We start from the raw sequence: 17,580 nt of genomic DNA, 5'->3' as shown, positions 1-17,580 counted from the left end.
TGAAATCAAATAAATGTTTCTTAACATATAGCTATCGATTAAATCGATAGCTATACAAGAGACACTGAAGGAGAATACATAATGAAAAACGTTACATTATTAAATGGAATTTTTAAAGAGTCACAGGAAAAGGGAAAGGAGTATTTGATTTACTTAGATGTTGACCGGCTGGTGGCACCTTGTTACGAAGCGGCTTCTCAAACACCTAAAAAACCTCGTTATGGAGGCTGGGAATCTACTCCAATCGCCGGGCATTCTATTGGCCATTGGCTTTCAGCCGCTGCTACAATGTACGCCGTCACAAAAGATGAACAATTAAAGCAAAAATTGGACTATGCCGTCGACGAATTAGCTTACGTACAAAGCCTTGATGGCAGTGGATATGTGAGCGGTTTTACACGCAGCTATTTTGATAAAGTCTTTACGGGGGACTTTGAAGTGGAAAATTTCAGTCTAGCTGGCGGCTGGGTGCCTTGGTACAGTATTCATAAAATCTATGCAGGCCTGATAGATGTTTATAACTTAACAAGTAATCAAAAGGCATTGGAAGTTGTGACTGGACTCGCAGATTGGGCTAAGAAAGGGACAGATAACCTCAATGAGGAGCAATTCCAAAGAATGCTTATTTGCGAACATGGCGGTATGAATGAGGCGATGGCTGATCTTTATACCATTACTAAAAATGAAGATTATTTAAAGCTTGCAATCAGATTCTGCCACAATGCTATCTTGGAGCCTCTCTCAAGAGATGTGGATGAACTAGAAGGAAAACATGCCAATACACAAATACCAAAAGTCATTGGTGCAGCGAAGTTATATGAGATTACAGGAAATGAAGATTATAAGAAAATGGCCGTCTTCTTCTGGAATGAAGTAACCAAAAATCGTTCCTATATTATTGGCGGAAATAGTATCGGTGAACATTTTGGACCTATTAATAAGGAAACGCTAGGGATCACCACTGCGGAAACTTGTAATACCTACAATATGTTGAAACTGACGGAGCACTTATTCGCTTGGGAACAAAAGAGTGAATTTATGGATTACTATGAAAGGGCACTTTACAATCATATCCTTGCTTCACAGGACCCGGAATCGGGAATGAAGACCTACTTTGTAAGTACGCAGCCAGGTCATTTTAAAGTCTATTGTTCACACGATAACTCTTTCTGGTGCTGCACAGGGACAGGAATGGAAAACCCAGCTCGTTATACAAGAAATATTTTCTATCAAAATCATGATGATTTATTTGTTAATTTATTTATTGCTTCTGAGCTAGTAATAGAAGAAAAGAAGATCAGACTTAAACAAGAAACAGATTTTCCAAGGTCAAATCATGTGCGGTTATCCTTTGAAGAAGCGAGAGACGCATATCAAAATGTCCATATCCGTGTTCCAGATTGGGTGAAGGGTGACATAAGCGTCTTGGTGAATGGTGTTAAAGTAGATGCTGCTGAAGAAAATGGTTATCTTGTCATAGGGAGAAACTGGAATTCAGGAGATACAATTGAGTTTTCACTGCCGATTGGTCTTCAGACTTATACGGCAAAAGATAATCCGACAAAAGTGGGAATTATGTACGGACCTGTCGTATTGGCCGGGGCACTGGGCAGAGAGAACTTCCCTGAAACGGATATCTTGGAAGATCACCTTAAATTAAATAATTACCCATTAATTGATGTGCCAAGTCTTGTGGCGGATAAAGAAAATTTAAATGACTGGATCAAACCTGTTAAGGGAGAAACTCTAACATTTGAAACTACAGAAGTCGGCCAGCCTGGTAATAGGAAGGTGACCCTCATCCCGTTTTATGATCTGCATCATCAGCGTTATACCTTATATTGGAATCTAATGGATGAAGAAGCCTATAAAACGTTTGTAGATAAGGAAAAGGAAGAACTTGAGAGATTAAGAGCCATTACTGTAGATGTGGTTCAGCCAGGTGAACAGCAGCCTGAGATCGAACATGGTGTACAAAGCAGCAACTCTAGTACCGGTTATTTTAACGAGGTTGAAAGATCATGGCGTGACAGCCGCGGGGAAGGATTTTTCAGTTATCAAATGCAAGTCGAGCCAGAAAAGCAACTGTATTTGCAAGTAACTTATTTTGGCAGAGATAAGATTCTCTTTACAGATGGTAAGGTATTTGAACGTAATTTTAGCATTCTTATTGATGGTCAATTAATCGCTGACCAAAAACTTGAGGGGAATCATGCCGATGGTCTTGTTGATATGTACTATGAGATTCCCTTAAGTTTGACAAAAGGCAAGCAAAAAGTTGAAGTTAGATTTCAATCTGGTGCAGGAAAAGCAGCAGGCGGGGTTTATGGGGTTAGAATTGTAAACTCTACTATATCTTAAAAAGTTTATAAAAGAGATTAAAAGGAGGGGGAGTTTTACTGTGTTCCAAACAATAGGAAACCGACTAACCTGGGAATATGATGCAGAGAAGCTTTGGATTGAGCCTTGGGGAGAAAACGCATTTCGTGTCCGTGCATCCTGTACTAATATGGAAGAAAATTATTGGGCACTTCTACCTTCTCCTGAAATAAAATCAAACATCATAGTTAATAAGGAAAGTGCAACCATTGTTAATGGAAAAATAAAAGCAGAAGTAACCAGTAGAGGCAGGATTACTTTTTATAATCAGGAAGGTGAAGTTTTATTAAAAGAAACGGAAAATACCTATCAGCTTAAGTACGGTGGCAGAGAGCTAATTCCTCATACAGGGAGCAGCGATTATCGTCTGACACTACGCTTTGAGTCTAATCCAAAGGAAAAGCTCTTTGGTATGGGACAGTATCAGCAGCCTTTTCTAAATTTAAAGGGCTGCATGCTGGAACTAACTCATAGAAACAGTCAAACGAGTGTTCCATTTGTCATGTCAAGCCTAGGATACGGATTCCTATGGCATAATCCTGCAATTGGGAGAGTAAACTTCAATCTTAATGTAACGGAATGGACGGCTTCTTCCACCAAGCAAATGGATTATTGGGTTACCGCAGGCGACTCTCCTGCAGAAATTGAAGAATCTTATGCTTCTGTTACCGGAACAGTTCCGATGATGCCAGACTATGGTATGGGATTTTGGCAATGTAAACTTAGATACCAGACTCAGGAAGAACTGTTGGAGGTTGCAAGGGAATACAAGAGAAGAGGGCTTCCAATCTCGGTTATCGTTATCGACTTCTTCCACTGGACGAATCAAGGGGATTGGAAATTCGATCCACAATACTGGCCAAATCCTGAGGGAATGGTTAAAGAGCTGAAGGAAATGGGCATTGAACTAATGGTTTCAGTGTGGCCTACGGTTCAAACTGAAAGTGAAAATTATAAAGAAATGATTGAAAAAGGTTACTTAGTCCGATCGGATAGAGGGGTTCGTACCCAATTTAATTTTTTGGGTCAAAATGCCATATTTGATGCGACCAACCCCGATGCTCGAAAATTTCTTTGGAGTATTATTAAGAAGAATTATTATGACAAGGGAATTAAAGTATTTTGGTTGGATGAAGCGGAACCTGAGTTTTCAGTTTATGACCATGATATTTATCGCTATCATCTTGGCTCAAGTTTACAGGTAGGGAATATATATCCAAGCAAATACAGTCAAACATTCTATGAGGGAATGGAAGAGGAAGGGCAAACAAATATTATTAATCTGGTTCGCTGTGCTTGGGCTGGTAGTCAGCGGTATGGTGCACTAGCATGGTCTGGAGATATTCATTCCAGTTTTGAAGTCCTAGGTATTCAGGTCAAAGCTGGATTAAATATGGCGATTGCTGGAATTCCGTGGTGGACAACTGATATCGGCGGGTTTCATGGGGGGAATCCGGACGATCCTACATTCAGGGAATGCATTATCCGTTGGTTCCAGTATGGTGTATTCTGCCCTGTGTTTAGACTACATGGGGATAGAATACCTGCTAAGAAACCGATTGGAATCACTGGCGGAGGGCAATGCCATAGCGGTGCAGCCAATGAAGTATGGAGTTACGGAGAAGAAGCGTATGAAATATTTGAGAAATATTTACACTTACGTGAACGACTCCGTCCCTATATTACAGGTTTAATGATGGAAGCTCATGGAAAAGGCACGCCCCCAATGCGGCCGCTTTTCTACGATTTTGCAAAGGATGAGGTTTCATGGGATGTCGATGATCAATATATGTTTGGTCCGGATCTACTAGTCGCTCCAGTCTTGCATGAAGGTCAAAGAAGCCGAAATGTATATTTACCGTCAGGAGCAGACTGGACCAATCCTTACTCTGGTGAAATTTTCGAAGGCGGGCAGCAGATAACCGTTGATGCTCCTTTGGATAGAATTCCGTTGTTTTTAAAAAACAATGCCGATCTTCCGATTATTTCGCCAAATAAATAGTTGAAAACTTTTCAGAGTTTAACATAGCAGCAAATGGCGGAGGAACTCACTATGCGAGTGACAATAAAGGATTTAGCAAAGTATTGTGGTGTTTCACCAGGTACGGTCGATCGAGCATTAAATAATCGGCCGGGTATCAAATTGAAAACAAAGAAAAATGTGTTAGAGGCTGCTAGATTACTAAATTACCGCCCTGATTTAACAGCAAGAAGCCTTGTAAAAGGTAGAACAATGACATTAGGAATTGTTCTTTTTGATCTGTATAACCGATCGTTTGCCCAGCTTTTAAATGCAGTTGAGTTGAAAGCTAGGGAGCTTGGCTACCATCTTTATATTGCCTTAACAGACAAGGATCCGGAGAACGAAAAGCAATGTCTTGAATATTTAGTCAATCATAAAGTTGATGGAATTATTTTATTTACTGTCAATCAAGGAAAAGAGTTTGAAGAGTATTTAAAAGGATTGTCGATTCCAATTATTACTATTTTTAACTTTTTATCAGAACAATGGGAATATGTAGGGATTCAGGAACGGGCATCGATGAGGGATGTGGCAGATTATATTGTGAATCGAGGTTATAAAAGCTTCATTTATATTTGCCCACCCCTAAAATACCTCGGGAAATCAAACATGTACACCCAAGAGGAAAGATTAAAAGGTTTCTTAGAAGGTTTATCAATGAAAGGCATTGCTGAACCACCAGTCATTATTAAACATAATGATTATCTAAAAGCGCTTGAAAAGGTTGAAATAAAGATAGAAAATAGGACAGCAATTGTGTGTTCTTGTGACCTGTATGCACTTGAAGTGATGAATTATCTAAAGGGGAAGGGCATGAAGATTCCTGAGGATGTTGGACTAATGGGTTACGATAATATTGATGTATTAAAATATATTACACCAAAGTTAACTACCGTGGAATATCCTATTGAATGTATCGGTTATAAAGCAGCCGAAAGTTTGGTCCATAAAATAGAACATGGTTACTTTACAACTGAAAAGTCAGCGACACTTAATTATAAAATTGTTGCAGGAGAATCAATATAAAAACTTTTAATAGAATTGGGTGGTAGAAATGAATATATTAGATACCAGATTTTACGCGATAGTTGATCGACTTTCCAATCTTTTTATATTAAATATCTTTTGGATTCTTTCTTGCCTCCCCATTGTTACTATAGTACCTGCAACAACAGCTATGTTTAGTGTTGTCCGGCAATGGCAGCTGCATCAGGATACGAGTGTAGTTAGAAATTACTTTCGATACTTTAGAGAAAACTTTAAACATAGTTTTATCATCGGCCTAATCTGGACTGCCATATCCGTATTATTGTATTTCAATTATTTTTATTTGAATCAGGACCAAACGGGGGCAAAATTCATTATATTAATCCCTTTATTGTTAGTAAGCTTATTGTTTACAGGTACTTCTGCCTATTTGTTTTCAGTTATGTCCCATTATGAAATTACTTGGAAGAGAGCCATTACCAGTTCCTTTTTTATGGCGATTGCAAACTTTCCCATTACCTTGATTATAATTGGGGTGTTTGCCTTACTTGTCGTTATCCTAATGTACCTGCCTGTTTTTACTTTAATTCTATTTAGTATAGGAGCGTATATTAATTTTTCCCTGTGTAATCGGGTCTTTCAAAAAATGAAGCTTTCCGGTGTTCGGAATCATTTGTCTAATAGGAGAAAAAAATATAAGCCTTTATAGAAAAGAAGCCTTCGCCATTTGACGAATGCTTCTTTTCATTTGTGTAGCAAACTGTTTTATTTGCATTATCGTATCAGTTTAGTAAAATTTAATGGTATGGATGTTGACATTAGTAGTGAAAGATAAAGGAGTTCTATATGGCTAATAAAAAGAAAAATGAGAAAAGTGGAAGTAATTCATCAGCGAAGTTTACCTTTTGGGTCATTGGATTAGTAGTGGTCTGTATTGCCGCGTTTATATTTTTAGGGAATCATACCAAAAAACAAGAGACGAGCGTAACAAATAAGATTGATTATTCCAACCAGCCCTTTTTAGGAGAAAAGACAGCACCCGTGTCGATTATCGAATTTGGCGATTATAAATGTCCTAATTGCAAGAACTTTGCGACCAATGTGGTACCTGTAATTGAAAAAGAGTTGGTTGACACAGGAAAAGCTAAATTTTATTTTATGAATGATTCCTTTATTAATACAGATTCCATTCGTTCCGCTAAATTTGCTGAATCAGTCTTTAAGGAATTAGGAAATGAAACATTTTGGAAATTTCATGAACTTCTATATCAAAAACAACCATCAGAATCTAAATATGAGAAAATGGATGTTTTTACAGAAGATTTCTTAACAGATACGTTAAAAGAAGTTGCCAGCGATCAAGAAGTAGATAAGGTTGTGAAAAACTTCCAAGCGAAAGACAGTGAGGCTGCGTGGAACAAGGATATGGAATACGCTGAAAAATTGGGTGTAACTGGAACCCCAACCATTTTTGTGAACGGGAAGATGTTTAAAGGTCAAACCATTGATGATTTAAAGAAAATGGTCGATGAAGCAGCGAAGGGGAAATAAAATGAATAAGCCCTTACTTCTATCCTGGGTCGCGGCCCTCGCTGCCACGTTAGGAAGCTTATATTTTAGTGAAGTCATGCACTTTATTCCTTGCACCCTATGCTGGTACCAGCGAATCTTTATGTATCCGTTAGCGATCATATTGGGTATCGCCTTTTACCGCAATGATCAGGGGATTTATCGGTATGTTCTTCCGCTTTCCATTATTGGAATGCTTATTTCAGGGTATCATACGCTTTTGCAAAAACTTCCCTTTTTACAGCAATTCGAAATGTGTACAACTGGTGTACCCTGTTCCAAGGATTACATTAATTGGCTTGGATTTATCACCATCCCATTGTTAGCATTTATTGCTTTTACAGTTATTACAATCAGTTTGCTGATGCTGGCCCGCCGCCCGAGAGTTTAATTCAACAAAAAAAAAGAGCGAAAAAACGAGACGTTTTTACGCTCTTTTTTTCTTACTTTTGATTGAGCTTAATCAAAGATTAGTACATCCAAGATGCACCGATGATAATTAAAAGAATAAACAATACAACGATTAAAGCGAAGCCGTTATTGTTGTTGTGTCCCATAGTAATCCACCTCCTTTGTTAATGATGTATTATAATTTATGAAGCAGCGTATAAGTTTGAAATGGACAAGTGCTTATAATTTAAAAAAATTCAAGAATATGTGTCTTTTTAATAGGAAGTCCTGTGGATCATTGCAGGACTTTTTTGCCTTAAAATCGCCATATGTATATTGTGTGAAATGTATAGGTGGTACGAAAAGTATGATGTATCCTACAAATGAGAGGTGAGTGATAATGATGAATCATGGGAAAATTTTTGGAACAACTAGTATGGGCGAAAGAGGCCAGGTTGTTATTCCAGCGGAAGCCCGCGAGGAATTAGGGATTAAATCTGGGGAGAAATTTGTTGTTTTCGGTGATGCTAGAAAAGGTACCGTCATTCTCGTTAAATCAGAAATTATGAATAAGTTTGCTAATTTCTTTTTTAACAAGTCGAAAAGATTTGAGAAAATAGCGAAAGAAATTTTTGATAAGACTGAAACAGAAGCCGAAGAAGAGGAAAAGGAAGAGTAGAATAATTTTTCATTCTTAAAACGTCAGTATACCACGCAGGCTTGTCCCGTGGGCAGAAATGGAAGGGGAGGACAAGAATGCGTGAGTTCATGCGCTTACTGTTCAACAAAAGGTTTAGGAACACCTTTTTTATGTTCGTGAGGTTCTTTATACAATTTTGGTGGCTGGGGAAAACGAAGAAATTTATACATAAAGAGACCTCTGCAAAAAGATACAAGGCGGTCTATAAATCGCAAGCAGCCAAATTTGCTAAAACTGCCGTCGAAATGGGCGGTTTAATCATTAAACTGGGACAGTTTGTCAGCTCAAGGGTGGATATTTTACCTAAGGAATATACAGATATTCTCGCACAACTTCAAGATTCCGTTGCACCAGTGCCGACTCAATTAGCAGTCAGCCGGATTGAAGCGGAATTGTCGGGAACCGTTTTAAACCTGTTTACCTCGTTTACTCAAGAGCCAGTTGCAGCGGCATCACTTGGACAAGTGCACCGAGCTGTCTTGAAAAACGGTGAGGACGTTGCCGTAAAAGTGATGCGCCCTGGTATAGAAGATATCGTAGCTTTAGACCTGGCCTCATTGAAGGTTTTGACCACTCTTGCCAGCCGCTTTACAAAAGTTAGCAGATTTGTAGATTTAAAGGATGTTTATCAAGAGTTTGAGGAAGTCATTACCGAGGAGCTTGATTATCAAAAAGAAGCAAAAAATCTCGAGGAATTTCAATCATCCTTCGTTGGGTTTCCTGGTGTTACGACTCCGAAGGTTTATTGGGAGCTGACCACGAGTAAAGTACTTGTTATGGAGTTCATTGAAGGTGTAAAAATTAATGAAATTCCTCACCTAGACGGAACGTCTATTAATAAGAAAAGATTAGCATCGATTTTGTATCTTTCCTATTTAAAGCAGCTGCTAGAAGACGGTGTCTTTCATGCCGATCCCCATCCGGGAAACCTGTTGGTAAAAAAGGATGGTACGCTTTGTTTTATTGATTTTGGGATGGTCGGAACCATTTCACATCAGATGAAGGAAAATATGGTCAAGCTGGCGATGTCGATTTATCTGAAGGACGCAGGCGGGATGGTTGAGGCTTTTAACGAGCTTGGTTTTTTAAGAAAGAATGCAGATAAAGGTGTATTAGGAAAAAATGTTAAAGTCATTCTCTCAGGTTTTTCTGATGGAAGTTTTAATTTTGAGAAGATTAATAATGAAGGCTTCCTCGAAGAGTTACGCGAATTTTTATACGAGCAGCCGTTTCAAATCCCTTCTCGAATGACTTTTTTAGGTAAGGCAATTATGACTGTTTTTAGTATTTGTAATGGTCTGGATAAGGATTTTGATATTGTAGCGAATACTAAACCATATGTGGAAGATATAATGGACAGTAATCGTGCGAATCCTGCTAAAGATACGGTGATCGACCAAGTTAAGAATACACTCCTTCAGGTTATCCCGACTGCCCGTAAGCTATTTACGCTTGTTGAGCAGTTTGAATCGGGTGAAATTCGGATTCAGCCATCAAAATCGTTTGAAAAACAAATACTCAATCATCAGGCAGGACAAACAAGGAAAATAGTATTGGCTGTGTTGGGAACAGGAGTATTAATCGCTGGTTCGCAGATCAACATGCAAAATGAGACAGCTGGACTCTTTATGATGGTGGGCGGCGGGTTATTTACCCTGTTACAGGTTAGTAAACGCTCTGCTCCACGGCGAAGAAGGGCGCATCCAAGACCGCCGTTTATCGAGGAAAAGAATTAGCGTCTCCTCCTGTAACGATGAGAAAAGCAAAAAGAGGATGACCCAAAAGATGGCTGATGAATAATTTTTGCACACTCTGTTGATTGGAGCGGAAGGCACGAAGACTCCTGTGGGAGTACGGGGCAGGGGAGACTCCGCAGGAGCGAAGCGACGAGGAGGCTCCTAGAAAGCGAAGTGCCTGGAGCGGAAATCAACAGACTAGTTTAATGTACAAAAAAAGAAGGTGACCCTAAAAGTTATACTTTTGGGACACCATCTTATTACTTTACAGGGATTTACCAAGGAATGCTGACAGCATCCATACATGTTTTTCTAATCCGGAATGAATCGCCAGCAGCATATCGCCAGTTGTTTCGTCATGTACTTCCTCTGAAAGGCTCATGCCTTCCTTTAGTTCTCCAATGACAATCGAGAAGTCATTGATAACCGATTGAACCATTTCATCTGCGGTTTCACTGCCAGATGCTTCGCGGATGGAAGAAAGTTCTAGACATTCTTTCATCGTTGCGACCGGATTACCTCCAATTGCTAGTAACCGCTCTGCTAATTCGTCAACATGAAGGCCTGCTTCATTATAGAACTCTTCAAATTTAGCATGCAGGGTAAAAAACTGACCGCCTTTTACGTACCAATGATAGTTATGTAACTTCATATACAGAACAGACCAATTCGCAATTTGCTTATTAAGTACACTAACTAACTGATTTTCCATGATCGAATATCCTCCTTCAAATTAACTACAATCTTATTATTACCAAAGAATTGAAAGGAAATCCTGCTAATTTTAAGGAACTTGATGGCAATTTGGTGAAGAATGTACACCCAAATGCTTTCTTAGTAATTATTTAGATTTAAATAGGGATTGTTACAGCGTTGAAACCTTTTGTAAAAATAGTACAATATTTTTCCTTTCCATCATATTTATGGGAAATCATAAGCTGATGGATAATATTAACTAATGATAGTTTAGTTGTTTGATAGCAATGGCTAAGAGACTTTATTATGAATTGCTAAATTTTGGACGATGAATAGAAGTATTACATCTGATAGCCTAATAGTAGACAAACGAACGACTACTAGGAGGTAATATAGTTGAAAAAGGTAAAAAAACTAATAGTAGCCGCTGGATTAATGTTTTCGATTTCAGCATTTACTTTAACAAACCAAACCGAAGCCGCGACCACCACTCACAAAATCCAATATGGAGAAACCTATTGGAAGATCGCAAAGGGGTTCGGTGTACCCGTTAACAGCTTAATGGCGACAAATAAATCGGTGCCTCTTTACGCGGGCAGAAATATGTTACTACCAAACTCTCCTTACACGGCAGCCGAGAAAGACTTGATGGCCCGTCTAGTACATGCTGAGGCAGTTGGCGAGCCATATGCAGGAAAAGTTGCTGTTGCGACCGTTATTATTAATCGAGTAAGAAGTGCAGATTTCCCTAATACTGTAAAGGGTGTAATCTATCAAATTGCAAATGGACATTATGCCTTTACTCCTGTACAGAACGGACAAATTAATCAGCCAGCTGATGCTGCTTCCAAACGAGCGGTTAATGAAGCAATCGCACTAACCGGTAAAGGAAATGGATCTTTATTCTTTTACAATCCTAAAACGTCAACAAGCTCATGGATTACATCACGTCCTGTAACCGTTACGATTGGAAATCACAGATTCGCACGATAATTAGTATGTCTAACAAAATAGCTGTTATTCACGAAAAACAGCAAAATTCCGTTGGGAATTTTGCTGTTTTTTTTATGCAGTTCGGATTAGGTTATGCAAAATTACATAAATCATTGTGGAAGAATAGGCTACTAGTACGGCAATTTATAAAAAGTAGAGGCTGGCATAAAAATTGCATTATTCTAAATAGTAGGTAATTTATTTATGATAGGAGGGAAGGATGAACAGCTGATTGTTGATCTAAAAGTACCATCAGATAAAAATGAAACCGCTTTTAATTAATTGATTATTTGTATAATTTAATTGAAACGAAAAGGAGAGTTGATAAAATTGGAGAATACCACTCTTAAACGGTCACTTGGATTATGGGCAATTGTCATGCTTGGACTTGGATATATGACACCAACGATTGTGTTCGATACATTTGGAATCGTGTCTAACGAGACAAATGGAGTTGTTCCACTTGCGTATATTGCAGCATTGGTTGTGATGTTATTTACAGCGATTAGTTACAGTAAAATGGTAAGCGTTTATCCGAGCGCTGGTTCTGCCTATACGTATACACGGGAAACCATGAGCCCCCATCTTGGTTTTCTTGTGGGCTGGTCGGCATTACTTGATTATATCTTGCTTCCAATGGTAAATGCATTAATTATTCGAATTTATATGGTATCTGTATTCCCTCATGTTCCCGCGTGGATTTGGGTTGTCGTTTATGTGGCAATCGTTACAGCTATTAATGCCTGGAGCATGGGTAAAACCTCTAGTTTAAATTCCTTGCTGGTCATATTTGAAGTAGTCTTAATTGCTGCCTTTATTGTATTAGCCTTCGTTCAACTTTCCAAAGGGATGGGGCAAGGGACTATTTTAACCAGCCAGCCATTATTCCACTCTAATGTCCACCTTGGTGCCGTACTAACGGGAGCTACCGTTGTTTGTTTCTCCTTTATCGGATTTGACGCAGTAACCATGTATGCAGAGGAAGCGATTGATCAAAAAATCATGACAAAAGCCATCATGATGACCGTCTTTATTGGTGGGGCTATCTTTTTCATATGTAGTTATTTCGCGCAAGCATTATTCCCAAATGTTTCAGGTTTCAAGGTGACCGATGATACTCTGCCGGAAATAGGCTTGTATGTCGGTGGAACCTTCTTTAAATTAATCTTCCTTTCCGGTGCTTTTGCAGCAACAGTCGCTTCGGGACTTGCTTCACATGCAAGTGTGTCCAGGCTTTTATATGTGATGGGGCGAAACGGTGTATTGCCGAAAAAAACTTTTGGCTATGTCCATCCAAAATTCCGAACCCCTGTGTTTAATGTCATCCTTGTCGGGGTGGTTTCGTTACTGGCCATTGCCCCAAGCCTAGAATTAATTTCTTCCTTTATTAATTTTGGTGCTTTAATTGCGTTTACCTTTGTTAATCTATCCGTAATCGCTCACTTTATCTTCAAACACAAGCGATATAAAACAGCAAAAGATATCTTCTCTTACCTAATCATGCCAGTCCTCGGGGCCGGATTAACAGGGATTTTGTGGTATAACTTGCAAGCAGACGCTCTAATCGGCGGGCTTGTTTGGATCGGAATTGGAATTGTTTATATGCTCTTCCAGACACGATTCTTTACGATTAAAATTGCCGATTTAAATTTAGATGATGCTGAAAGAACGTCTTCCTTATAATGTCGAAACAATCGTCATTCTATATAAAAATATCGGTCATGAAACGCATTCCATATACGAATGCGTTTTTTATTTAGTCATCACCTCTCCACTTATGCAAAACGGAATAATTCAATCATATTTTCATAAAACCAGGAGGAATCATGTAAAAAAAGCGCAAGGGAGCGCAAAAACGAAGTTGGCACGAAAATTGCTATTAGAATAATAACAATAAAAAATGAGGTGTTAAAGTGGCAATCAAATCAATAGAGGTTAAAAAGAATGAGGCTGGTAAGGAAAAAGATAATTCCTTAATTGAGTTCCAGGAGACGCTTAAGGAAGCGGCTAACATTCTCAATTATCCTGCACAGGTATTTGAATTATTAAAGAAGCCGATGCGCTTTTTAGAGGTAAGTATCCCTGTTCGCATGGATAACGGAAATACAGAAATTTTCCAAGGCTACCGTGCTCAGCATAATGATGCCCCAGGACCGACAAAAGGCGGAATCCGTTTTCATCCAGACGTGACACCGGAAGAGGTGAAGGCACTAGCAGGCTGGATGAGTTTAAAATGCGGAATAACCGGTCTGCCATACGGAGGTGCTAAAGGCGGCATTGTCTGCGATCCTCGACATATGAGTTCAGATGAATTAGAACGGCTGAGCAGAGGCTATGTCAGGGCGGTAAGCCAACTAGTTGGACCGACAAAAGATATTCCCGCACCTGATATGTATACTAATTCTCAAATTATGGCTTGGATGCTGGATGAATATGATCATATTCGTGAATTTGATTCCCCGGGATTTATTACCGGGAAACCCATTGCCTTAGGGGGATCAATTGGAAGGGAAACAGCAACTTCTAAAGGTGTTTTATATACACTTCAAATGGTCTGTGAATTGAAGAAGATGCAATTAAAGGACACCCGTATCATTATTCAAGGCTTTGGCAATGTCGGCAGTTATCTTGCGAAGTATTTATATGATTTAGGTGTTAAGGTAATCGGGATTAGTGATGTTTTAGGCGGGTTATATAACGCAAATGGTCTAGATATTCCTAATTTGCTTGAAAGTCGGGACTCGTTTGGAATCGTATCTAATAAATTTACTAGCTCGATTACTAACCAAGAATTACTTGAGAAAGATTGTGATATTTTGATTCCGGCTGCAATCTCAGGAGTGATTAACAAATACAATGCTAGTAAATTAAATTGTCAAATTGTTATCGAGGCTGCAAATGGTCCAACAACCAAAGAGGCATTAAGTGTCCTGGATCATCGTGAAATTCTGGTTGTCCCAGATATTCTGGCCAACTCGGGTGGTGTGATTGTCTCCTATTTCGAATGGTGTCAGAATAATCAAGGTTATTATTGGACAGATGATATGGTTGATTCACGTCTAAAGGAAAAAATCACAGCCAGTTTTTTAAAAGTATATAACACATCAAAAAAATATAGCGTCAATATGAAAATTGCCGCCTATATTGAAGGCATTCAACATTTAGCGGAATCATCCAGGCTCAGAGGATGGCTGAAATATTAATAACACTATAGGGGGGAACTTTTATGGAAATAGATATTTTATCGGAGCAAAAGGAAAATCAACTCTTACACTATTTTTGTTTAATTACGAATCATCATCGCTATGATTTAACAATTGGTTACTCGAGTTATTTTTTTGGTAAGGCAATGGTTACCTCGCTCCAGTCAGGAAATATGGTCCTTCTCTGTCAGGAAGATACGAGTCAAGAGCAGCATTGGGCGAAACGCTTGGGAATTGAAGAAGAAGATATAACGGAATTACAGAATTTCTTCAGCCATGTCTTACAGACGCAGCCTTATCAGGAACAATATATCGAGTAGGAGTGAGAAATATGTATTATGGAGTAGTTACAAGCCCTTGTTATGGAAAGGTGGAAAAGATTTCGGTTAAAGATGAAGCCAGAATTTATGAATGGGAATCGTTATTCATGATCAAAACAGAAACAGGCCATCTAGAAACGATCCAAACAAATGTCAGTGGTGAAATAGAATCATTAGAAGTCCAGGAGGGAGATAAAGTGATTCCTGGGATGGTGCTTGCTTTTATTAAAGAAGACTTGTTTGTCACCGGCAGTGATTAATCGCCGGAAAGGAGATGTGGATCAATCCACATCTCCTTTTTAGCCGAAAGGCTTCAGGCATAAGGGCAGAACGGTTTGATCTTCGCCTTCTGTAACTTGACAATCAGCGAGATTTTTAAGGAAAATTCTGAAGAAAGTGGTAGTATGATAGTATGAAGGTGAATAAGGGGGCTTCGTGATGTTTTCCGTGGCAAAAGAAAAGATCAAACCAATCGTATCAGTCACAGTGGATGAAAGTGAGGAAGTCTTTCGTGCAACAATCAATAAACTGAAAGAACCCTTTTTATTTTTAAAAAAGCAAAATCAACTTTTTGCATATTTACACATTGGCAGCCAGGAAAAAGAAGCAGCATCAGTTGAAGTCTTACTAAAAAATGCTAAACCAATTGATGGTATCTGCTGCCTTAGTGAACAAGTTTCCCTGCCTGTTTTGTTTCAAATTATCGGTGAACCCTTCGCCATTATCAGAGGGGCCGATGGGAAACCAGCAGGTTACATACAGCGGGAAGATGTCCTCGCAGAGCTCTTTAAACAGGAAAATAAGAGTGTTGACTTATTAAAAATAATTCTTACCTCGATTCCAATGGGGATTTTCGTTTTAGATAAAGAAAAAACGATTATTAATTGTAATGATGCCGGTTTAAAAATGATTAAATCTACAGCTGAGAGAGTGCTAAATTTTCCGGCAGAAACTATTTTTAGCAAGGAGCACATCCAGCAAGTCTTTTCAACTGGAAAGACACTGCTAAATCATCTTGAAATTACGAATGAGATGGGAGTCCTTGTTGATTATAGTCCGATCTTAAACTATGACCATGAAGTGGAAGGCGTCATTATTGTGGTTCAGGATCTTCCAATGGTAGAAGAGATGGCCATGGAAATTGAACATATAAAGGATTTGAATAAGGACTTAAATGCGATTCTGTCCAGTATTTATGATGAAATTCTTGTGGTCAACGCCAAGGGAGAACTAATCCGTTTTAGCGAAAATATTATACACGATTTCTGGAACGTAGATTTAAAGGAACTGATCGGTAAAAACATCTTGGAACTAGAGGACCGGGGTCTATTTACTCCATCGGTTACCAGGATGGTCATTGAAAAGAAAAAAAAGGTTTCTGTTGTTCAAGAAACCCTTAACGGTAGAAAAATTTTAGCGGTTGGAAATCCGGTCTTTACTAAACAGAATGAACTGGATCGAATTATTGTGGCATCAAGAGATATAACAGAAACAACTAGGCTAAAGAGTGAACTGCAGGAAATGCGGAAAATATCGGAAAAGTATAAGAAAGAACTAGATGATTTCAGGACCAAGGACCGCTTTTTGAAAAAACTCATTTATTGCAGTCCAAAAATGGAAAAAATCATGCATCAGGTTAAAAAAATCGCGGACTTTTCCTCGACAGTCCTGCTTCATGGAGAATCAGGAGTAGGAAAAGAGGTCATTGCTCAAGCCATTCATCAATTAGGCAAACGTTCCGATAAGCCGTTCCTAAAGTTAAATTGTGGAGCGATTCCGGAAAATTTGCTTGAAAGTGAATTATTTGGCTATGCAAAGGGGTCGTTTACCGGAGCTGATAAGAACGGCAAGGACGGATATTTTAAACAAGCGGACGGCGGGATTTTATTCCTTGATGAAATCGGCGAGATGCCGCTCCACCTTCAAGTCAAGTTGTTACGGGTCCTCCAAGAGCATGAGGTGATTCCAATTGGAAGTACCATACCGGTAAAGGTGGATGTCCAAATCATTGCCGCTACAAATAAAAACCTTGCTAAGATGGTCGAGGATGGTACCTTCCGGGAAGATTTATATTATCGGTTAAATGTCATTCCGCTGATTATCCCGCCATTAAGGGAAAGGACTGAGGATATCTCGCTATTAGCGTTTCATTTCCTTCAGCAATTAAATGAAAAGTATGAACGTAATTATCATCTGACTCCTGACGCGATTAATGTGCTTGAATTTTATTCATGGCCGGGTAATGTAAGGGAGCTGCAGAATATTATTGAAAGATTAGTAGTGACCTCCGACCATTCTGCAATTGACGCCGAGTTTGTCGGTCAATTTTTATCACTTGGATATGAGCATAAAAAAATGAAGCCTGTCGTTACTCGGGTGATTCCATTACAGGAAGCGATTGATTTTGTAGAGGAGCAGTTGATTGTGATGGCGATGAATCAATATAAGACCACCACTAAGGCAGCTAAAGCACTTGGAATTAGTCAGTCTTCTGTCAGCCGGAAATATCAAAAAATAGTAACCGAAAAAAATAGTAAATTAGAAAACTACTCATCTCTATAAATTTTAAGCTGATTCAGACCCA

Annotated in this window: 16 protein-coding genes; 14 read left to right on the top strand and 2 right to left on the bottom strand. The window is 38.9% G+C overall.

The window, feature by feature from the left end:
- The first annotated feature begins 81 nt into the window (after positions 1 to 81).
- The 6 genes from L1999_RS24020 to L1999_RS23995 all read left to right on the top strand — a co-directional run bounded on the left by L1999_RS24020 (position 82) and on the right by L1999_RS23995 (position 7,349).
- On the top strand, positions 82 to 2,361 hold the full coding sequence (locus L1999_RS24020; RefSeq protein ID WP_235740821.1) for a glycoside hydrolase family 127 protein: 2,280 nt from the start codon (positions 82 to 84) through the stop codon (positions 2,359 to 2,361).
- A 40-nt stretch (positions 2,362 to 2,401) separates the two neighbouring features.
- Positions 2,402 to 4,381, top strand: coding sequence for a glycoside hydrolase family 31 protein (locus L1999_RS24015; protein WP_235740820.1), 1,980 nt, complete (start codon positions 2,402 to 2,404; stop codon positions 4,379 to 4,381).
- A gap of 51 nt (positions 4,382 to 4,432) precedes the next feature.
- On the top strand, positions 4,433 to 5,428 hold the full coding sequence (locus L1999_RS24010; RefSeq protein ID WP_235740819.1) for a LacI family DNA-binding transcriptional regulator: 996 nt from the start codon (positions 4,433 to 4,435) through the stop codon (positions 5,426 to 5,428).
- A gap of 28 nt (positions 5,429 to 5,456) precedes the next feature.
- Positions 5,457 to 6,098 (top strand): YesL family protein, encoded by a 642-nt coding sequence (locus L1999_RS24005; protein WP_235740818.1) that lies wholly within the window; start codon positions 5,457 to 5,459, stop codon positions 6,096 to 6,098.
- A gap of 137 nt (positions 6,099 to 6,235) precedes the next feature.
- A complete protein-coding gene (locus L1999_RS24000) occupies positions 6,236 to 6,940 on the top strand; it encodes a DsbA family protein (protein WP_235740817.1) in 705 nt (234 codons plus the stop codon).
- 1 nt (position 6,941) lies between these two features.
- The gene (locus L1999_RS23995; RefSeq protein WP_235740816.1) at positions 6,942 to 7,349 is read left to right on the top strand and encodes a disulfide oxidoreductase; all 408 of its coding nucleotides are present in this window, start codon (positions 6,942 to 6,944) and stop codon (positions 7,347 to 7,349) included.
- Between the two features lie 79 nt (positions 7,350 to 7,428).
- Here L1999_RS23995 and L1999_RS23990 read toward each other — a convergent pair whose 3' ends face one another.
- Complete coding sequence (locus tag L1999_RS23990) at positions 7,429 to 7,515, bottom strand: YjcZ family sporulation protein (RefSeq protein WP_235744449.1); 87 nt, start codon at positions 7,513 to 7,515, stop codon at positions 7,429 to 7,431.
- A gap of 233 nt (positions 7,516 to 7,748) precedes the next feature.
- On the opposite strand from L1999_RS23990, the gene L1999_RS23985 reads away from it, so the two are divergent.
- Both L1999_RS23985 and L1999_RS23980 read left to right on the top strand, forming a co-directional pair.
- Positions 7,749 to 8,027: an AbrB/MazE/SpoVT family DNA-binding domain-containing protein gene (locus tag L1999_RS23985; RefSeq protein ID WP_235740815.1), complete on the top strand. Its 279-nt coding sequence runs from the start codon at positions 7,749 to 7,751 to the stop codon at positions 8,025 to 8,027.
- A 77-nt stretch (positions 8,028 to 8,104) separates the two neighbouring features.
- The gene (locus tag L1999_RS23980; RefSeq protein ID WP_235740814.1) at positions 8,105 to 9,784 is read left to right on the top strand and encodes an ABC1 kinase family protein; all 1,680 of its coding nucleotides are present in this window, start codon (positions 8,105 to 8,107) and stop codon (positions 9,782 to 9,784) included.
- Between the two features lie 265 nt (positions 9,785 to 10,049).
- On the opposite strand, the gene L1999_RS23975 is transcribed toward L1999_RS23980, so the two are convergent.
- Positions 10,050 to 10,496 (bottom strand): Dps family protein, encoded by a 447-nt coding sequence (locus L1999_RS23975; RefSeq protein WP_235740813.1) that lies wholly within the window; start codon positions 10,494 to 10,496, stop codon positions 10,050 to 10,052.
- 419 nt (positions 10,497 to 10,915) lie between these two features.
- Between L1999_RS23975 and L1999_RS23970 the strand changes: the two genes are divergently transcribed.
- The 6 genes from L1999_RS23970 (at position 10,916) to L1999_RS23945 (ending at position 17,558) form a co-directional block, all read left to right on the top strand.
- On the top strand, positions 10,916 to 11,473 hold the full coding sequence (locus L1999_RS23970) for a cell wall hydrolase (RefSeq protein WP_235744448.1): 558 nt from the start codon (positions 10,916 to 10,918) through the stop codon (positions 11,471 to 11,473).
- 330 nt (positions 11,474 to 11,803) lie between these two features.
- Positions 11,804 to 13,156, top strand: a complete 1,353-nt coding sequence (locus tag L1999_RS23965) for an APC family permease (protein ID WP_275677230.1) — start codon at positions 11,804 to 11,806, stop codon at positions 13,154 to 13,156.
- Positions 13,157 to 13,392: 236 nt separating this feature from the next.
- The gene (locus L1999_RS23960) at positions 13,393 to 14,676 is read left to right on the top strand and encodes a Glu/Leu/Phe/Val family dehydrogenase (RefSeq protein WP_345790908.1); all 1,284 of its coding nucleotides are present in this window, start codon (positions 13,393 to 13,395) and stop codon (positions 14,674 to 14,676) included.
- 23 nt (positions 14,677 to 14,699) lie between these two features.
- The gene (locus tag L1999_RS23955) at positions 14,700 to 14,996 is read left to right on the top strand and encodes an SAV0927 family protein (protein ID WP_235740812.1); all 297 of its coding nucleotides are present in this window, start codon (positions 14,700 to 14,702) and stop codon (positions 14,994 to 14,996) included.
- 11 nt (positions 14,997 to 15,007) lie between these two features.
- Positions 15,008 to 15,256, top strand: coding sequence for a biotin/lipoyl attachment domain-containing protein (locus L1999_RS23950; protein ID WP_235740811.1), 249 nt, complete (start codon positions 15,008 to 15,010; stop codon positions 15,254 to 15,256).
- A gap of 178 nt (positions 15,257 to 15,434) precedes the next feature.
- Entirely contained in the window at positions 15,435 to 17,558 is a 2,124-nt protein-coding gene (locus tag L1999_RS23945; protein WP_235740810.1) for a sigma 54-interacting transcriptional regulator, read from the top strand.
- The last annotated feature ends 22 nt before the right edge of the window (positions 17,559 to 17,580 follow it).

The organism is Neobacillus drentensis (assembly GCF_021560175.1).
GTDB lineage: Bacteria > Bacillota > Bacilli > Bacillales > Cytobacillaceae > Neobacillus > Neobacillus drentensis_A.
This window is presented reverse-complemented; position numbering and strand designations above follow the sequence as displayed.